Raw genomic sequence first — 15,656 nt, 5'->3', positions numbered from 1 at the left:
TGACCGGTCAATAGCCGAACATGTGGTCCAGGCTGAAGGCGATGCCGGGGCGAAGCAGGCCGTGGAAGCCGAACAGGCGACAGGTGGTGTCGCGGATCTGGACGTAGGCGTCCGGACCGGCGGCCTTCAGGTCAGCGGCGTCGAAGGTCTCTGACACGCGCCAGTGGCGGGAGCCACCGCAGGGAATCGCGATGCGCTTCGTCACCACCATTTCGCCCGCGCCGCTGAACAGGTTCAGGTCGGTGCTGGACTCCGGCGCCCAGGGCAGGGACGCCGGGTAGAGCAGGTGACACATGGCATCCGCCGTCTCGCCGCCCAGCCGCAGGAACAGGCGGGTGGAGAGGCCCGGCGGGCGACCGGAATAGGACTGCGGCTCGTCGCGGAAGACCAGCGGCATGTTGAACATGTGCGCGCCGAAGATGGTCTCGGCGCGATGGCCGCTGGCCCGCTGCTCGACCCGGGCGAGGGCATGCAGCCAGCCGTCCGCCTCGCCACCATCGCGGAAGTCATAGAGGAATTCCACGTGACCGGTGCCGGAGGGCAGTTCGGCGGCGGCTTCCTTCATCCAGGCATCGACATCGATGGCGATGGAGTCGCGGCGCGCGACCCGGCCGAGGAACTTCTCGGCAACGCAGGTACCGTTGGCGTCGATCAGGTCGGCCCGGATCGGCAGTTCCATCTGGGTATCCGCCATCGGCGTCGGCAGGCAGAAGGTCCGGAACTCATCCACCGGCAGCACCGGCAGGGGCATGATGTAGCCCTTCCCGAACAGGGGGGCGTTCTCCCGGATATCGGGGTCCGGTTTCAGGTCAACCCGTTCCACGTTCGCGTGCGCGATGCGGCGGCGGCCCGAGGCACGCTGGATCACCTCATAACGCGGACGGACGAAATAGCGCCCGGCCTGCAGTTCGATCTGATCGGGGAAGCGGGCATCGGGCAGCATGGCGCCGACATCGACCGCGACGGTTCCGAACGGGGGCACGCTCTCGTCGTAGGTGGTGACATCCTGGCCACCGACCAGGTTGAAACCGATCACCCCGGCGGGAATCTCGATCGGATGGCTGTTCTGCACCCAGAGGATCAGGTCCTCGTTCTCGTCGGGCGCAGGCACGCCGGAATAGAGGTCGGCGGGCCAGGCATTGGCGTCATGGGTACAGCTCAACTGCTCCGCCGCGTCGCCATAGACGTCCAGCGCATATTTGACGATCTCGTGCCCCCTGATGCGCACCGCATGCATGAAGAGGGTGCCCGCGAAATCGTCGAGGCCAAAGCGCTGCCGTACCTCGGCGCTGTCGATGGTGATGGTCTCGAACGGGCGGGTCAGAGGCTCTTCCCACTCCGCCAGCGTCACGCCGTCGCCGCTGATCAGACGGCACCAGAGTGCCGGATCCTCGGCCCCGTAGCCGGACCAGTAGTTGGCTGTGACGATGCGGGTGTGCAGGCCGTCGCCGTCGCGCAGGAAGCCGAAGTTGGTGGCGAAGTTCAGCGCATCCACGTAGGCCTTCGGCTGTGACAGCATGGTCTCGGGCAGCCGCAGCGGGTCCAGCGTCTCGATGCGCTTGCCGGTGGGCAGGATGTGTTTCAGGTGCTGCAGGAAGCTGCCGCCATCGAAGGCGGTGATCAGCAGCGTATCGAAATCGTCACCGATCTCGGTCACCGGACGCGCGGTCAGGCCAAAGGCTTCCCGGCCCACATGCTCGATCTGCTGCACCAGATAGGCGACAGGCGACAGCCCGGCCAGATCATGAAACACGTCCACCGTCTCCGCGTCGCCCAGCGGATCATAGATCGCGATCCGGCCCGCATCGGCCAGGGCGGCACGCCAGCCTTTCGCAAGATCGGCGGTGATCGGGTGGCCCAGCGCCTTGAACAGGGTCAGGCCGCCGGAGTTGTTGCCGGGACGCCAGCCCGCGCGGTGGTCGGCATTGCGGAACGTCTGGATATTGAGGGTCATGGTCGGACCTATCGCATGCTGCTTGCGCGACTGGCAAACGGGTTGAAACGCTTCAGCTTGGCGGAGACGCGGTGCCGCGCCTTCTCCTTGTCCGCTACCGCCTGGCTGGTCACCCAGTTGATCTGGATGGAGCGCCGGGTGCCCTCGAACGGTTCATGGCCGTGCCAGGAGGAATCCGAACGCTTGAAGATCAGCAGGTTGCCGGACGAAGGCTCGATCTCCTCCGCGAAGTCATTCAGGTCGGTGCCGGAGCGGAGCACGCGCAACCGCCCGCCTTCCGCCTGCCAGGGCGGATTGAGGTAGATCAGGACCGTGATCAGCTTGGTCTTCGAATCCGTGTGGATCTGCCCGTCCTTGCGCTGGGCCGCACCGCGCACGGTGCAGGTCATCGGACGGCCGGTCAGGTCGATGTCGAACTTCTCCGCGACGGCATCGCGGAAGTCATCCTGCGCCAGCCGCTCCAGCAGTTCGGCGAACCGGGGACCATATTCCAGTTCCTCGATGGGGAACGACCCCGGCAGATTCAGATCGGGAAAGTCTTCGGCGATTGATTCGAGTGTGTCGACGGGGACGAAGTTCTCCACCATCACATAGCTGTAAGGGTCGGTCTTCAGCGGGGTTTCCCGCAACCTCTCCATCTCGATCCGGGTCATCGGACCCTGTCCTCCTGGCTCATGCCGGCCGATCAGCGAGCCTGTCCCGCACGGCCTTGGCGACCATCGCGGTATCATCCAGCGGAGAGTAAGTCCAGTTTTCCAGCCTTCCCCGGAAGGGGCGGGTCAGTCCGTCGCGGCTGAGGGCATCGTGAAAACGGGCGAACTTGGCGTTGCCGCCTTCCAGATCGACCACGAAGACCGGCTTTCCGGTGGCGCAGGCCTCCGAGACCATATTGACGGAGTCGCCGGTCACGACCACCGCATCCGCCAGTCCCAGCCAGCCGAGGTAGGGGTTGTCGCCCTTGCCGTCGTGCCAGAGGTACGGCAGGTCATGCAGCGCCGCTCGCAACCTCTGCCCCAGTGCCGTGTCGGTCCGGCGGGAGGGGGTGAGCAGCAGTCCGGCACCGGTCTCTGCCACAAGCTGCCGCAGATCCGCCGCGAGCCGGTCGATCACGGCCTCCGTCATGCGGAAGACGCTGTTGTCCCCGCCGAGAGAGACCATCACATGCGGCCGGGGCAGGTCGCCGATGCCGGCCCTGAACCGTTCCGCTTCCTCGGCAAGCCGGGCCGGGCTCACACGTCCGAGCGCACCGTAGGTCTGGATCACGTTGGGGCCGGTCAGGCGGTCATGACGCGGGGCCACGACCAGGTCGAAACGCGCCGGCGAGACGCCTGGGTTCTGGAGCTGGACGCAGAATGTCGCGCCGCCCGAAAGCCGTCGGATGGCCATGGCCGGGGCCACGGTCTGACGCCCGGTCGCGATCAGCAGGTCCGGCCAGGGCGGGGTGAGGGGGTCGGAATCCGCAGCCAGCGACTTCAGCGGCGCGAGCCACAGTTGCGGCGGCAGGCTGCGCCATGGCTGCCGGATCGAGAGCTGGCGGAGCGATGGCGTGACGCCCAGCGCCTCAGCCAGGCCGAGACACTGGTTCACCATGCCCTGCTTGCCGTCGCACAGCGCCCAGGTCGTCGGCCGGAGGTCGGTATCGTCGCGTGTCATCCTGGCATTCATCCAAAAACGGAAACGCCGGAGCCAGCATGGCTGGCCCCGGCGCTCCACCGACGCCGAAGCGCCGGGATCTTCGTCAGCGATGTGATCGCAGGGAAATCCCTTACGACTGGTCGCCTTCGTTCTCGCCACCTTCCATGCGGGCCTTCAGGGCCGCACCGAGGATGTCGCCGAGGCTCGCGCCGGAATCGGAGGAACCGAAGTTGGCAACGGCTTCCTTCTCTTCCGCGAACTCCAGCGCCTTGACCGACAGGTTGACCCGGCGGGTCTTGTTGTCGACGCTGATGATGTTCGCATCGATCTTGTCGCCCACCGCATAGCGGTCGGGACGCTGCTCGGAGCGATCACGGCTGAGGTCGTTCTTGCGGATGAAGCCCGGCAGACCGGTCGAGGTCTCGACCTCCAGCCCGGCTTCCATGACACGCACGACGGAACAGGTGACGGTCTCGCCACGCTTCATCGACTTGGCATCGGCAAACGGATCGTTGTCGATCTGCTTGACGCCCAGGCTGATGCGCTCCTTGTCGATGTCCACGTCCAGAACCACGGCACGGACCATGTCGCCCTTGTCGTATTCGTTCATGGCCTGCTCGCCCGGGACATCCCAGGACAGGTCGGACATGTGGACCATGCCATCGATCTCTTCTTCCAGGCCGACGAACAGACCGAACTCGGTCTTGTTCTTGATCTCGCCCTCGACGATCGTGCCCTTCGGGTGGCTGGCGGCAAAGGCATCCCACGGATTGTCCATGGTCTGCTTCAGGCCAAGGCTGATACGGCGCTTGTCCGGATCGACCTCCAGCACCTGCACGGAGACTTCCTGGCTGGTGGAGACGATCTTGCCCGGATGGATGTTCTTCTTGGTCCAGGACATCTCGGAGATGTGGATCAGACCTTCGACACCCGGCTCCAGCTCCACGAACGCACCATAGTCGGTGATGTTCGTGACGCGACCGTCGAAGCGGACGTTGACCGGATACTTGGCGGCAACGCCGTCCCACGGATCCGTCTGCAGCTGCTTCATGCCCAGGCTGATGCGCTGGGTTTCCTTGTTCACCTTGATCACCTGGACCTTAATGGTCTCGCCGATCGTCAGCACCTCGCTCGGGTGGTTGACGCGACGCCAGGAAATGTCGGTGACATGCAGCAGGCCGTCGATACCGCCCAGGTCAACGAACGCACCGTAATCGGTGATGTTCTTGACCACGCCGTCGCAGACCATGCCCTCTTCCAGGCGCTGGATCAGCTCGCTGCGGGCTTCCGCGCGGGTCTCTTCCAGAACGGCGCGGCGCGACACCACGATGTTGCCGCGGCGGCGATCCATCTTCAGGATCTGGAACGGCTGCGGCGTGCCCATCAGCGGGGTCACGTCGCGGATCGGGCGAATGTCCACCTGGCTGCCGGGCAGGAACGCCACGGCGCCGGACAGGTCGACCGTGAAGCCACCCTTGACGCGGCCGAAGATCATGCCCTCGACACGCTCGTTGACCTCGTAGGATTTCTCCAGCTTGGCCCAGGCTTCCTCGCGGCGGGCCTTGTCGCGGCTGATGACGGCTTCGTGCATGCCGTTCTCGATCCGCTCCAGATAGACCTCGACCTCGTCACCGACCTTGACTTCGGCGGGACGGCCACCGACCTGGAATTCCTTCAGCGGAACCCGGCCTTCGGTCTTCAGGCCGACGTCAACAACGACAAAGTCGTGCTCGACGGCCAGGATGGTTCCGCGAATGACGGAGCCCTCAAGATTGCTTTCGGAGCCATAGGTTTCGTCCAGGAGGGCGGCAAAGTCCTCCCGTCCCGGGAACTGCTCGGCAGCTCCGACGGATACGTCGCTCATATAGTGATTTCCTTTCTCGCGGCCCTTCGCTGGGATTTGCCAGTTGCCTGGCTACGATCGGGCCGTTCGCACTCTGCAGGCGGGACATTCAGACCTCAGGCCTGACGCTCCAACCGCGCCGTAACCAGCTTACGGGCTGCGAAGAACGCGGCCTCTATATCCAATTCCGTTGTATCGAGCAAGTCCGCATCTGCTGCGGGTTTCAGCGGAGACGTGGCGCGGTTCGTGTCGCGTTCGTCCCGCGCGCGCAGATCCTGCAGCACATTCTCCAGCGTCACGTCGGTTCCGCGGGCCACCAGTTCGGCATGGCGCCGCGCCGCGCGCGCGGCCGCCGTTGCGGTCACGAACAGCTTTGCCGTCGCGTCCGGGCAGACCACCGTGCCGATGTCTCGCCCATCCAGCACCGCGCCTGCTGCCCCGTCGGGCGGTGTCAGGGCGAAGGCCTGCTGGAACGCGAACAGGGCATCGCGCACGGGCTGCAGGGCCGCAACCTTCGATGCCATGTTGCCGGTCGCTTCCTCGCGCAGGGCGGGGTCGGAGAGATCGCCGGGCGTGATGCCCTGCGCCGCAGCCACTGCCGCGTCGACATCGCTGCCATCTTCACCGGCGCGGATCAGCCGCAGGGCGGTCGCGCGATAGAGACCGCCGGTATCCAGATAGGCGAAGCCGAGATCCGCCGCCAGCCGCCGCGCCAGCGTCCCCTTGCCGGAAGCGGTCGGTCCATCGACGGCCACCACAGGTGTCATGCCTTGCCGTCCAGCCTGGCCTGCTGCATCTCGCTGCGGCGCACCTTGCCCGCATCGTCGCGCAGGGGCTCGTTCACGAACTCGAAGCTGCGTGGAATCTTGTAGCGCACCAGCCGCTCCGCCAGGAACGCCACCAGTTCGTCCTGGGAAATTCCGCCGGGCGCATCGACAATGCCATGGATGCGGTTGCCCAGATCCTCGTCCGGCAGGCCGATCACCACCGAGGAGCGGACGCCGGGGAACTGGTCGATCGCCGCCTCCACCTCCGCCGGATAGATGTTGGCGCCACCGGCCAGGATCATGTCCTTGCGCCGGTCGGTCAGATAGAGGTAGCCGTCGGCATCGACGTAGCCCATGTCGCCCAGGCTCTCCCAACCTCCCTCGATGGCTTTGCTCTCCGCGCCGAGATAGTGATAGGTCGTGCCGCGCCCGGTATCGGGGCGCAGGAAGACCTCCCCCACCTCGTTCGGTTCGCAGTCGGTGCCGTCCTCGCGCACCACCCGCATCGACGAGCCCTCGCGCAGCCGCCCGACGGAGCCCTTGCGCAGCATGGACTCATGACCGGTGATCCAGGTCGTGCCGGTGCCTTCGGTGCCGCCCATCAGCTCGAAGATGCGGTCGGGGCCCAGCCATTCGATGAAGACATCCTTCAGCCACACGGGGCAGGGGGCCGCCAGATGCAGCAGGACCCGCAGGCTGGACAGGTCGTAGCGGTTGCGCACCGCCTCATCCAGCCGCCAGATGCGCTGCATCATCGTCGGCACCATCATCATCCAGTTGATGCGGTACTGCTCGATCAGGGCCAGTGTCTGCTCCGCGTCGAAGCGGTCGGCGACCACGACGTGGGAGCGTTTCAGCAGCGCCTGGATGCAGAAGATGAAGGGGCCGTTGTGATACAGCGGCCCGACGACCAGGTGATTGTCGTGGTCCTGTTGCAGCAGCCAGCTGTTGTCTCCCCCGGCCAGCAGACCGGCATCGAAATCCCACAGCGGCGGCGAAGCCGCGACGATCAGCTTCGGACGACCGGTGCTGCCACCGGATGTCGGCGCCTTCCAGTAGTCGGCGATGATGTCGGGCAGGTCGCTGTCGTCGGCATTGTCATCGGGCATGAAACCGGTAGGCAGCGTGGGAGCGCCATTGGGCGTCGGCTCGCTTGTGCCAACCACCAGCGCAGATTTCGCCAGGTCGATGATCGCATCCCGCTCCATCTTCGGCAGCCGGGCGGAAACCGGCTGGGGAATGCCGCCAGCCTTCCACGTCGCGAAGGCAGCGGCCAGGAACTCGGCGCCATTGGGCAGGGCGATGGTGACCATGTCGTTGCGGCGCACACCCAGTTCGACATATTTCCGCGCCAGCCGGTTGGTCCAGCGATGAAATGCGGCCACCGTCCAGGTCTGCCCGTTGTGCGTGACCAGCGGCGCCTCCGGCTCTTCCTTCGCCCAGCGTGCCAGATTGGCTCCGAATGACAGTTCGACCATGATCCCAAATCCCTCCCCGAAGACCCGCAGAACCTATGCTGGCAGGGTTTCGGCTGGCAATGGGAAAGCGCGGGGTGCTGGTTTGTCCGCGGCTTGGGGATTTGTGATCGCGAATTGCTTCCGGGAAAGAAAGTGGCCCGCTGCCAGCGGTGCGTGAGGGGGTACGACCGAGGCAGCGGGCCGGGTTTTCAGAACCGGCGGACGGGTCATGGTCCCGGCGAGATCGGGTCGCAGGAGGGATTGAGGGTCCCGCCGGAACGCATGTCGTCCTTCTTGCCGGTTCGGGGCAGCCCGTCCGCATCACCGGCGGAGGGGGACGCCGTACGCGTGGTGCTGTTCGGACTGCCCGTCCCTGAGCCTGATATGTGAACTCGTGCAAAGCCCGCCAAGGGGCGGAATTGGGGCAATTTCAGGGCACACGCCAAGGTGAAGTGGCCATCACACATGGCGCCGCCCGTTGCGACCGTATTCCGGGAGATTCAGGACACGATTTGCGCTGCCCCCGAACCCCTCTATAACGTTCTGCATGAACACAAAATCCGCCCATCGGGCCAATGTCGGCCTGTTCGTGACCTGCCTGGTTGATCTCTATCGACCAACGGTGGGCTTCGCTGCCGTGAAACTGCTGCGGGATGCCGGTTGCACGGTCGAGGTACCGGAATCGCAGACCTGCTGCGGTCAGCCCGCCTACAATTCAGGTGACCGGGCGGATACGAAGGCCATCGCGCGGAATACAATCGCGGCCTTCGAGGATTTCGACTATGTGGTCGCGCCCTCCGGTTCCTGCGCCGGGATGCTGAAACACCATTATCCGCGCCTGTTCGAGGGGGATGCGGACTGGGAACTGCGGGCGAAGGCACTGGCGGCGAAGACACATGAACTGGTGTCCTTCCTGACCGATATCGCCGGAGTGACGGAGGTGGATGCCGCGCTGCAGGGCAGCGTCACCTATCACGACAGCTGCTCCGGCCTGCGTGAACTGAAGATCAAGGAACAGCCGCGCCGTCTGCTTGGCACGGTCGAGGGCCTGTCGCTGAAGGAACTGCCGACCGCCGAGACCTGCTGCGGCTTCGGCGGCACCTTCTGCATCAAGTATGCGGATGTCTCGGTCGAGATGGTCTCCCGCAAGGCGGAGGATATCCGGGCGACGGAGGCAGACCTGCTGCTGGCCGGGGACATGGGGTGCCTGCTGAACATGGCCGGTCGGCTGAAGCGGGAGGGTTCCGAGATCCAGGTGCGGCATGTCGCCGAGGTTCTGGCCGGCATGACGGATCGTCCCGCCATCGGTGAAACGGAGCAGATCTGATGCAGTCCGAAGCGCTCAACTTCAAGAATGCAGCGAAGGGGGCCATCGCGGACCCGAACCTGCGGCAGGCCCTCAGCAATCTGGAAACCGGTTTCGTCGCCGCACGTTCCCGGGCAGCCGCGGGGCTGGACGAGTTCGAGGCCATGCGCGATGCGGCGGTGGATCTGAAGAACCACATCCTGGCCAACCTCGATTTCTATCTGGCACGGTTCGAGGAACGGGTGGTGGCGCAGGGCGGCACGGTGCATTTCTGCGCCACGGCGGAGGAGGCGCGCCAGACCATCCTGGGTCTCTGCAAGGACTATGGCGCCAAGACGGTCACCAAGGGCAAGTCGATGGTGGCGGAGGAAATCGCCCTCAATCCCTTCCTGGAGGCCAATGGCGTCGAACCCATCGAGACCGACCTCGGCGAGTACATCATCCAGTTGGCGGAGGAACCGCCGAGCCACATCATCGGTCCCGCCGTGCACAAGACCAAGGACCAGGTCTCGGACCTGTTTCACGAGCATCACGGCAAGTACGGCAAGACCGAACGGCTGACCGAGCCTGAGGATCTGGTGAACGAGGCGCGGGAGATCCTGCGACAGAAGTATTTCGACGCCGACGTCGGGATCACCGGCGCGAACTTCCTGATCGCGGAGACCGGGTCGACGATCATTGTCACCAACGAGGGCAATGGTGACCTGACCCAGATGCTGACCCCGGCCCATGTCGTCATTTCCTCCATCGACAAGGTGGTGCCGACGCTGGAGGACGTCTCGACGATCCTGCGCGTGCTGGCGCGGTCAGCGACCGGGCAGGAGATGTCGGCCTACACGACCCTCTCGACGGGGCCGAAGCGGGACGGGGACCTGGACGGACCGGGTGGCTTCCATGTGGTGCTGCTGGACAATGGCCGCTCCGACCTGCTGGGCACGAAGAAGCAGGAGATGCTGCGCTGCATCCGCTGCGGTGCCTGCATGAACCATTGCCCGGTCTATCTGGCGGTTGGCGGGCACACCTACGGCTGGGTCTATCCCGGCCCGATCGGTGCGGCGCTGGACCCGCATTTCCTCGGGATCGAGGACGCGCATCACCTGCCGAATGCCTCCACCTTCTGCGGGCGCTGCCAGGAAGTCTGCCCCATGCGCATCCCGTTGCCCTCGATCATGCGGCACTGGCGGGAGGAAGCTTTCGAGAAGAAGATCAGCGCGAAGTCCGAACGCTACGGCGTGAAGACCTGGGCCTTCTTCGCCCGCCGCCCGAGGCTCTACCGCTTCGCCACCCGGATCGCGATGCGCCTGATGGGCCGTGCAGGTTCGGTGTGCGGCGGCCGCTTCGAGAGCCTGCCGCTCGCATCCGGCTGGACCCGTGGCCGCGACATGCCGGCACCGGAGGGGCGGACCTTCATGGACCGCTGGGCGGCTGGCGAGCGCTGATGACTGTCAGTGAAGACGCGGACCTGGTCTCCTGGCTGCAATCGGCGGTGCAGACCGGCGTGCTGCGCATGCATGTCAACTACCGCAAGGCCCGGCGCAACGGCGCCTTCCATCAGGCGCTGGTCGCGCGGGTGGGTCCCCGGGCGGTGAAGATCAGGGACCGGTTCCTGTTCGGGTCCTTCGCCCTGTTGCTGGTCTGGTTCGGCTTTGCCGAGGCCCTGGAACTGAACACCATCATGCTGCCGGTGGCGGGCTCCGAGATGTCGCTGGGGTCGATCACCTTCTTCGCCCTGCTGCTGGCGCTTGTCCTTGCCGGCCGGCGCTTTGTCCGTCCGCTGCAGGGACGCCTGCTGCATGAGGTCGTGACGAGCGATGCGGAACTGTTCGACAGCCTCTGGCGTGCCGGCGCGCTGGCCCTGATGGCCATGTCCGGCAGCGACCGCCTGTGCTCCTCGCCCAAGGGCGACTGGCGGCAGTTCGTCCGCCAGGCGCGTCTGTCTGCCGAATAGCGCGGGGCGGTCAGCCGATCCTGGCACCCAGCCCCGTCATGTGACCGACAAAATCCGGGTAGCTGGTGGCAATCGTTTCCGCGCCGGTCACGGTGATGGGCTTCTCGCAGAACAGGCCGAGTATCAGGAACGACATGCCGATGCGGTGGTCGTGTCCGGCGTCGATGGTGCAGCCGCCAGCCGGGGCCCTGCCGCCGGACCCGGTGACGGTCATGCCGTCCTCATGCTCCTCCACCGCGACACCCGTCGCCCGCAGCCCCTCGACCATGCGCGCGATGCGGTCGCTTTCCTTGACGCGCAGTTCCTCGATCCCGCGCATGACCGTCTGCCCCTCCGCCAGGGCCGCGGCGACGCAGAGGATCGGGTACTCGTCGATCATGGCAGCGGCATTGTCGGGCGGTGCGGTGGTGCCGTTCAGATGGTCGCCCCGGATCACCAGATCGGCCACCGGCTCGCCACCCTGGCTGCGCTGGTCCGTGAAGGTGATCCTGCCCCCCATCGCCTTGAGTACATCGAACAGCCCGGCGCGCAGCGGATTGATGCCGACATTGCGGATTGTCACGTTGCTGCCGGGGGAAAGCAGGGCGGCCACGGTCGCGAAGGCGGCCGACGACGGGTCTCCCGGCACCACGATCTGCTGTGGTGACAGTTCCGGCTGTCCGGTCAGGCGCACGGTGCGGCCCGCGCCATCCGGTTCGCTGACGACCTCCGCCCCGAACTGGCGCAGCATGTTTTCCGTGTGGTCACGGGACGGCTTCGGCTCCCGGACTGTCGTGACACCCGGTGCGTTCAGTCCGGCCAGCAGGATGGCCGATTTCACCTGCGCGGAGGCCACAGGCGAGTCATAGGTGATCGGCATGACTGTTTCCGGGCCGGTGACCGTCATCGGCAGGCGATCCCCCTCCCGACCCTGGAACCGTGCGCCCATCTGCTGCAGGGGCTTCGTCACGCGCCCCATGGGCCGTCCGGACAGGGATGCGTCACCGGTGAAGGTGGCGCTGATCGGATGCCCTGCGACCAGGCCCATCAGCAGGCGCGCACCGGTGCCGGAGTTGCCGAGGTCCAGCACGGTCTCCGGTTCCGCCAGTCCACCGACACCGACACCGTCGACCTGCCATTCGCCGGGTCCCAGCCGCTCGACCCTTGCACCCAGCGTGGCCACGGCGGCGGCGGTCGCGCGGACATCCTCCCCCTCCAGCAGTCCGGTGATGCGGGTACGCCCCACGGCGAGGGCACCGAACATCAGGGCGCGGTGGGAGATCGACTTGTCCCCCGGCGCGGTGAGGTCGCCGCCGAGGGTGGTTTCATTCAGGGGATGGGCTGTCAGACTGGTCACGGAGGGTGGGCCTTGTACTTCAGGTATCGGGGGCTGGCAGCGCGATAGCACAGCCGCAGGCACCTTGCCACGACTGCTGACTTGAATGGCTGAAATGAAGACTTATTTTCATGTGTGACGGGTGCCTATCGCTGGGCCCGTCTGTGGAGGCCGAGAGGTCTCCGGTCATGCTCGCTTAACCGACAAGGAGATGACGGTACATGTCCAGGATGTCCCTGTTCAACAGTCCGCACCTGCTGGGCTTCGATCATGTGGAGCGTGTGCTCGACAGGGTCGCGAAGTCCGCGAATGACGGCTATCCGCCCTACAACATCGAACAGACCGGCGAGAATGCGCTGCGCATCACGCTGGCGGTCGCAGGTTTTGGCGACGGTGACCTCAGCGTCACGGTCGAGGAAAACCAGCTCGTGATCCGGGGCCGCCGGACCGAGGAGGAGGATGAGCGCATCTTCCTGCATCGCGGCATCGCTACCCGCCAGTTCCAGCGGGCCTTCGTGCTGGCCGAGGGGATCGAGGTGCATGATGCACAGCTCGACAACGGTCTGCTGCACATCGACCTGCAGCGCCCGGTGCCCGAGACCCTGGTGAAGACAATCCAGATCAGGGCCGGCAAGTCCGGTTCCCGTTCCGTGATCGACAATGCGCCGGAGAAGGAGGCTGCAGATGACTGACCCGTTCGAAGCCGTCCGCCAGATCACGCCGGAGGCACTGGCCATGCTCGGCCAGCCGCAGATCGCCTATGTGAAGCCTGTCGAGACCGAACAGGGCCTCAAGGGCTTTGGCATCTTCTCCGCCAGCGGCCAGCAGGTCGGCGTCGCCCCCACCCGCGAGACCGCCTTCATCGCCGTGCGTCAGCACGAGATGCAGCCGGTCCACGTGCACTGAGGCTTCGCGCGCCTTACACCGTCATCAGCTTTGCCAGGTCGTCGAGCATCGGGATGATCCTGTCCTCGCCTTCCGAGGGCAGGCCGAAGACCAGACGCTCGACGCCTGCATCGCGATAGGTGGCGATGCGTTCGGGCTTCTGGGAGGCTGCGAAGATGCTGACGGGCAGGTCGTCCGGCTCGCGGCCCTCCGCTGCGGCCATCTGCCGGAACTGCGACAGGCTTTCCATGATGTCCCAGCCACGACCGTCGATCGGCATCCAGCCGTTGCCGTAGCGGATGGCGCGTTTCGCCCCCACAGGGAAGCCGCCTCCGAGGATGATGGGCGGATGCGGCTTCTGCACCGGCTTCGGCCAGGTCATCACGGGATCGAAGTCGACGAACTCCCCGTGGTACTCGGCCTTGTCCTGGGTCCAGATCAGCTTCATCGCCTCGACCTTCTCTCGCATCAGCCTGAAGCGGGTCTTGAAGTCGGTGCCGTGATTGGCCATTTCCTCGGCGTTCCAGCCACCGCCGATGCCCAGCATGAAGCGCCCGTTGGAAATCATGTCCAGCGATGCGACCTCCTTTGCCAGCTGCAGCGGGTCACGCTGAACCACGAGGCAGATGCCGGTACCGAGCAGCAGCTTGGTGGTCACCGACGCGGCGGAGGCCAGGGCAACGAAAGGGTCGATGACGTCGTAATACTGCTTCGGCAGCTCAGCGCCGCCGGGCCAGGGTGACAGGCGCGAGGCCGGTATGTGCGAATGCTCCGGCATCCACATGGAATCGAAGCCGCGGGCTTCCGCCTCTACAGCCAGTTTCGCCGGACTGATCGAATAGTCCGTCGCGAACATCATCACGCCGAATTTCATGGTTTCCTCCCCAATGCGTCTGCGAAAGCCTAACGCACGGGAGATGGCTGGCAAGCGTGTCGGTGCTCAGACCTCGCGCCAGCCCCAGGCATCCGCATGATCGGCGCGCAGGCGATACCCCTTGTCCAGCAGCAGCCAGGCGACGGTGCGGCGCTCGGGTGCGTCCAGATGCTTGTGCTCGTACTGGATCAGGCGCGGCCAGATACCGGCTTCGGCCAACATGTGGATGATGGCCCCGTCATAGCCTTCCGTATCGATCAGCACGATGGTCGGCGGCTTGGCGATTCCAGCCGTTTCCAGCGCCTGCCCGATCGGCATCACCGGGACGTGCGTCATCTGGATCAGCCCGGAAATCTCCGCCTGGGAAATCGACGGATCATATGTCCTCAGAATCCGGACAAGGTGGTCCCGGTCGAAGGAGGCGATGCCATCGGAGACCGTGCGGCCAAGTCGTTCGGAAGCAGTGTCGCGGTCCAGCGTGAACAGGGATCGTTCACCGGATTCGCGGTCGATGGCCGCCTGCAGGCATGTCACCTGCGGCACGTCGGCATATCGGGCGGCGAGGCGGGCGAAGGCGGGGCCCTGGGGTTCGATCAGCAGGGCCGCCGTGAACCGCTCCGGATTGCCATGCAGCAGCTTGCCCACGGGGTCGTTGGTCGCACCGTCGTTGGCACCGACCTGGACCAGTGTCAGCAGTTCGTCGGAGGCCATCGCGTCGCGCACCAGATCGGCGAAACCGACATCTGGCAGGCGCCACTGACGCAGATAGATCGCGGGGTTGCGGATGAGCGCCTTCAGGGAGAACCTGATTCCCAGGGTGCGCTTGATCTTCCTGATCATGATGCGTCGCTGGCATCCGGTCCGTCGGACACGGGCTCCGGGCCATCGTCCCAGTAGTCGGCGATCCAGGGGGTCGGCAGGCAGTGCCGGTGCGGTCGCCCCTTCGGCCGGTAGCCGTCCAGGGCCTGATCCGGGTCGGGGAAGCCGTGAAACACCAGAATGCGGGTGCCCGGCGGGATCTGTGGCGTCTTCATCAGGTTCAGCGGGAAGGCGGGAATGGCGTGACGCTTGAAGCTGGTGGCCCATTCGGCGGGCCAGTAGTACTTCTCCCCCAGCCCGTAGGTCAGGTAGGTCTGCGGCGGGCGGAAGTTCGCCATGGCCCACTCGGCCTCCGCATAGAACTTGTCGACGATGAACTGCGTCGTGCCTGCGGTCCAGCGGAACACCGAGGAATTTCCGACGTCCGGGCGCTTCTTGAACACCTGATGACCCTGGATCCAGTTGTGGATGATGCAGCGCTTGCCCGGCATGTATTCGAAGAAGCAGTCGATATTGTCGATGATCAACAGGTCGAGGTCCAGGAACAGGCATTCACCCTGCATGTTGCCCATGCCGGTCTGGAACAGGCCGAGCTTCATCCACGGCGTGTAGTAGTATTTCTCCGGCATGCGGATGTCGGGCAGGGGAAAGGCCTCGATCCCCGCGTCCAGACCCTTCGGGTCCTCGGTGAAGCACAGGAACCGGAAGGGTCGGTTGAGGTTGCGCGCCACGGCCCGGTGCAGGCGGTTCACGAACAGCGCCGGATAGCGGTCGCCCCACTTCAGGGTGACGATATTGACCTGTTCCATCGGCTGACCGGTCCCGTTTCGGAAAGAAGCTGTCTCCTACATAG

At 65.4% G+C, this 15,656-nt stretch carries 15 protein-coding genes; 5 read left to right on the top strand and 10 right to left on the bottom strand.

Annotated elements, in window-relative coordinates; all coding sequences use genetic code 11:
* Nucleotides 1-7: 7 nt before the first annotated feature.
* The 6 genes from QGV54_RS12145 to QGV54_RS12120 form a co-directional block, all read right to left on the bottom strand.
* Nucleotides 8-1,954, bottom strand: coding sequence for a hypothetical protein (locus QGV54_RS12145; protein ID WP_281016570.1), 1,947 nt, complete (start codon nucleotides 1,952-1,954; stop codon nucleotides 8-10).
* An 8-nt stretch (nucleotides 1,955-1,962) separates the two neighbouring features.
* Nucleotides 1,963-2,607, bottom strand: a complete 645-nt coding sequence (locus tag QGV54_RS12140; RefSeq protein WP_281016571.1) for a 2OG-Fe(II) oxygenase — start codon at nucleotides 2,605-2,607, stop codon at nucleotides 1,963-1,965.
* A gap of 19 nt (nucleotides 2,608-2,626) precedes the next feature.
* Nucleotides 2,627-3,607: a mitochondrial fission ELM1 family protein gene (locus QGV54_RS12135; protein WP_281016572.1), complete on the bottom strand. Its 981-nt coding sequence runs from the start codon at nucleotides 3,605-3,607 to the stop codon at nucleotides 2,627-2,629.
* Between the two features lie 112 nt (nucleotides 3,608-3,719).
* Nucleotides 3,720-5,453, bottom strand: coding sequence for a 30S ribosomal protein S1 (rpsA, locus tag QGV54_RS12130; RefSeq protein WP_281016573.1), 1,734 nt, complete (start codon nucleotides 5,451-5,453; stop codon nucleotides 3,720-3,722).
* Nucleotides 5,454-5,548: 95 nt separating this feature from the next.
* Nucleotides 5,549-6,199 carry a (d)CMP kinase gene (gene cmk, locus QGV54_RS12125; protein WP_281016574.1) on the bottom strand — a complete coding sequence of 217 codons (651 nt, stop codon included), beginning with the start codon at nucleotides 6,197-6,199 and terminating at the stop codon, nucleotides 5,549-5,551.
* Complete coding sequence (locus tag QGV54_RS12120; RefSeq protein WP_281016575.1) at nucleotides 6,196-7,677, bottom strand: AMP-binding protein; 1,482 nt, start codon at nucleotides 7,675-7,677, stop codon at nucleotides 6,196-6,198. Before QGV54_RS12120 ends, cmk begins: the two co-directional genes overlap by 4 nt.
* Nucleotides 7,678-8,203: 526 nt before the next feature.
* On the opposite strand from QGV54_RS12120, the gene QGV54_RS12115 reads away from it, so the two are divergent.
* From QGV54_RS12115 to QGV54_RS12105, 3 genes are read left to right on the top strand one after another with little or no spacing between them, the layout of a single operon-like run.
* On the top strand, nucleotides 8,204-8,983 hold the full coding sequence (locus tag QGV54_RS12115; RefSeq protein ID WP_281016576.1) for a (Fe-S)-binding protein: 780 nt from the start codon (nucleotides 8,204-8,206) through the stop codon (nucleotides 8,981-8,983).
* Nucleotides 8,983-10,401, top strand: coding sequence for a LutB/LldF family L-lactate oxidation iron-sulfur protein (locus QGV54_RS12110; RefSeq protein ID WP_281016577.1), 1,419 nt, complete (start codon nucleotides 8,983-8,985; stop codon nucleotides 10,399-10,401). Before QGV54_RS12115 ends, QGV54_RS12110 begins: the two co-directional genes overlap by 1 nt.
* Entirely contained in the window at nucleotides 10,401-10,910 is a 510-nt protein-coding gene (locus QGV54_RS12105; protein WP_281016578.1) for a hypothetical protein, read from the top strand. Before QGV54_RS12110 ends, QGV54_RS12105 begins: the two co-directional genes overlap by 1 nt.
* A 10-nt stretch (nucleotides 10,911-10,920) precedes the next feature.
* On the opposite strand, the gene aroA is transcribed toward QGV54_RS12105, so the two are convergent.
* Nucleotides 10,921-12,246 carry a 3-phosphoshikimate 1-carboxyvinyltransferase gene (gene aroA, locus QGV54_RS12100; RefSeq protein WP_281016579.1) on the bottom strand — a complete coding sequence of 442 codons (1,326 nt, stop codon included), beginning with the start codon at nucleotides 12,244-12,246 and terminating at the stop codon, nucleotides 10,921-10,923.
* A gap of 200 nt (nucleotides 12,247-12,446) precedes the next feature.
* Here aroA and QGV54_RS12095 point away from each other — a divergent pair, with 200 nt between their 5' ends.
* Together QGV54_RS12095 and QGV54_RS12090 are read left to right on the top strand one after the other, a co-directional pair.
* The gene (locus QGV54_RS12095) at nucleotides 12,447-12,917 is read left to right on the top strand and encodes an Hsp20 family protein (protein WP_281016580.1); all 471 of its coding nucleotides are present in this window, start codon (nucleotides 12,447-12,449) and stop codon (nucleotides 12,915-12,917) included.
* Nucleotides 12,910-13,131 (top strand): DUF1150 family protein, encoded by a 222-nt coding sequence (locus QGV54_RS12090; RefSeq protein WP_281016582.1) that lies wholly within the window; start codon nucleotides 12,910-12,912, stop codon nucleotides 13,129-13,131. Before QGV54_RS12095 ends, QGV54_RS12090 begins: the two co-directional genes overlap by 8 nt.
* 13 nt (nucleotides 13,132-13,144) lie before the next feature.
* Here QGV54_RS12090 and QGV54_RS12085 read toward each other — a convergent pair whose 3' ends face one another.
* From QGV54_RS12085 to QGV54_RS12075, 3 genes are all read right to left on the bottom strand, one after another.
* Nucleotides 13,145-13,984 carry an LLM class F420-dependent oxidoreductase gene (locus QGV54_RS12085; RefSeq protein WP_281016583.1) on the bottom strand — a complete coding sequence of 280 codons (840 nt, stop codon included), beginning with the start codon at nucleotides 13,982-13,984 and terminating at the stop codon, nucleotides 13,145-13,147.
* 66 nt (nucleotides 13,985-14,050) lie between these two features.
* The gene (locus QGV54_RS12080; protein ID WP_281019919.1) at nucleotides 14,051-14,824 is read right to left on the bottom strand and encodes a hypothetical protein; all 774 of its coding nucleotides are present in this window, start codon (nucleotides 14,822-14,824) and stop codon (nucleotides 14,051-14,053) included.
* Entirely contained in the window at nucleotides 14,821-15,612 is a 792-nt protein-coding gene (locus QGV54_RS12075; protein ID WP_281016585.1) for a hypothetical protein, read from the bottom strand. Before QGV54_RS12075 ends, QGV54_RS12080 begins: the two co-directional genes overlap by 4 nt.
* Nucleotides 15,613-15,656: the final 44 nt, after the last annotated feature.

This window comes from Minwuia sp. IMCC3060 (assembly GCF_029909435.1).
Lineage (GTDB): Bacteria > Pseudomonadota > Alphaproteobacteria > Minwuiales > Minwuiaceae > Minwuia.
Note: the sequence above shows the minus strand (reverse complement) of the source record. Positions and strands in the feature narration are given on the sequence as shown.

Excerpts from the sequence above, each read along its gene's own strand:
- QGV54_RS12115 (WP_281016576.1), top strand. The coding sequence starts at position 8,204 with ATGAACACAAAATCCGCCCATCGGGCCAATGTCGGCCTGTTCGTGACC.
- QGV54_RS12095 (WP_281016580.1), top strand. The coding sequence starts at position 12,447 with ATGTCCAGGATGTCCCTGTTCAACAGTCCGCACCTGCTGGGCTTCGAT.
- QGV54_RS12090 (WP_281016582.1), top strand. The coding sequence starts at position 12,910 with ATGACTGACCCGTTCGAAGCCGTCCGCCAGATCACGCCGGAGGCACTG.
- QGV54_RS12085 (WP_281016583.1), bottom strand. The coding sequence starts at position 13,984 with ATGAAATTCGGCGTGATGATGTTCGCGACGGACTATTCGATCAGTCCG.
- QGV54_RS12140 (WP_281016571.1), bottom strand. The coding sequence starts at position 2,607 with ATGACCCGGATCGAGATGGAGAGGTTGCGGGAAACCCCGCTGAAGACC.
- cmk (WP_281016574.1), bottom strand. The coding sequence starts at position 6,199 with ATGACACCTGTGGTGGCCGTCGATGGACCGACCGCTTCCGGCAAGGGG.
- QGV54_RS12075 (WP_281016585.1), bottom strand. The coding sequence starts at position 15,612 with ATGGAACAGGTCAATATCGTCACCCTGAAGTGGGGCGACCGCTATCCG.
- QGV54_RS12145 (WP_281016570.1), bottom strand. The coding sequence starts at position 1,954 with ATGACCCTCAATATCCAGACGTTCCGCAATGCCGACCACCGCGCGGGC.
- QGV54_RS12135 (WP_281016572.1), bottom strand. The coding sequence starts at position 3,607 with ATGACACGCGACGATACCGACCTCCGGCCGACGACCTGGGCGCTGTGC.
- QGV54_RS12110 (WP_281016577.1), top strand. The coding sequence starts at position 8,983 with ATGCAGTCCGAAGCGCTCAACTTCAAGAATGCAGCGAAGGGGGCCATC.
- rpsA (WP_281016573.1), bottom strand. The coding sequence starts at position 5,453 with ATGAGCGACGTATCCGTCGGAGCTGCCGAGCAGTTCCCGGGACGGGAG.
- QGV54_RS12120 (WP_281016575.1), bottom strand. The coding sequence starts at position 7,677 with ATGGTCGAACTGTCATTCGGAGCCAATCTGGCACGCTGGGCGAAGGAA.
- QGV54_RS12080 (WP_281019919.1), bottom strand. The coding sequence starts at position 14,824 with ATGATCAGGAAGATCAAGCGCACCCTGGGAATCAGGTTCTCCCTGAAG.
- QGV54_RS12105 (WP_281016578.1), top strand. The coding sequence starts at position 10,401 with ATGACTGTCAGTGAAGACGCGGACCTGGTCTCCTGGCTGCAATCGGCG.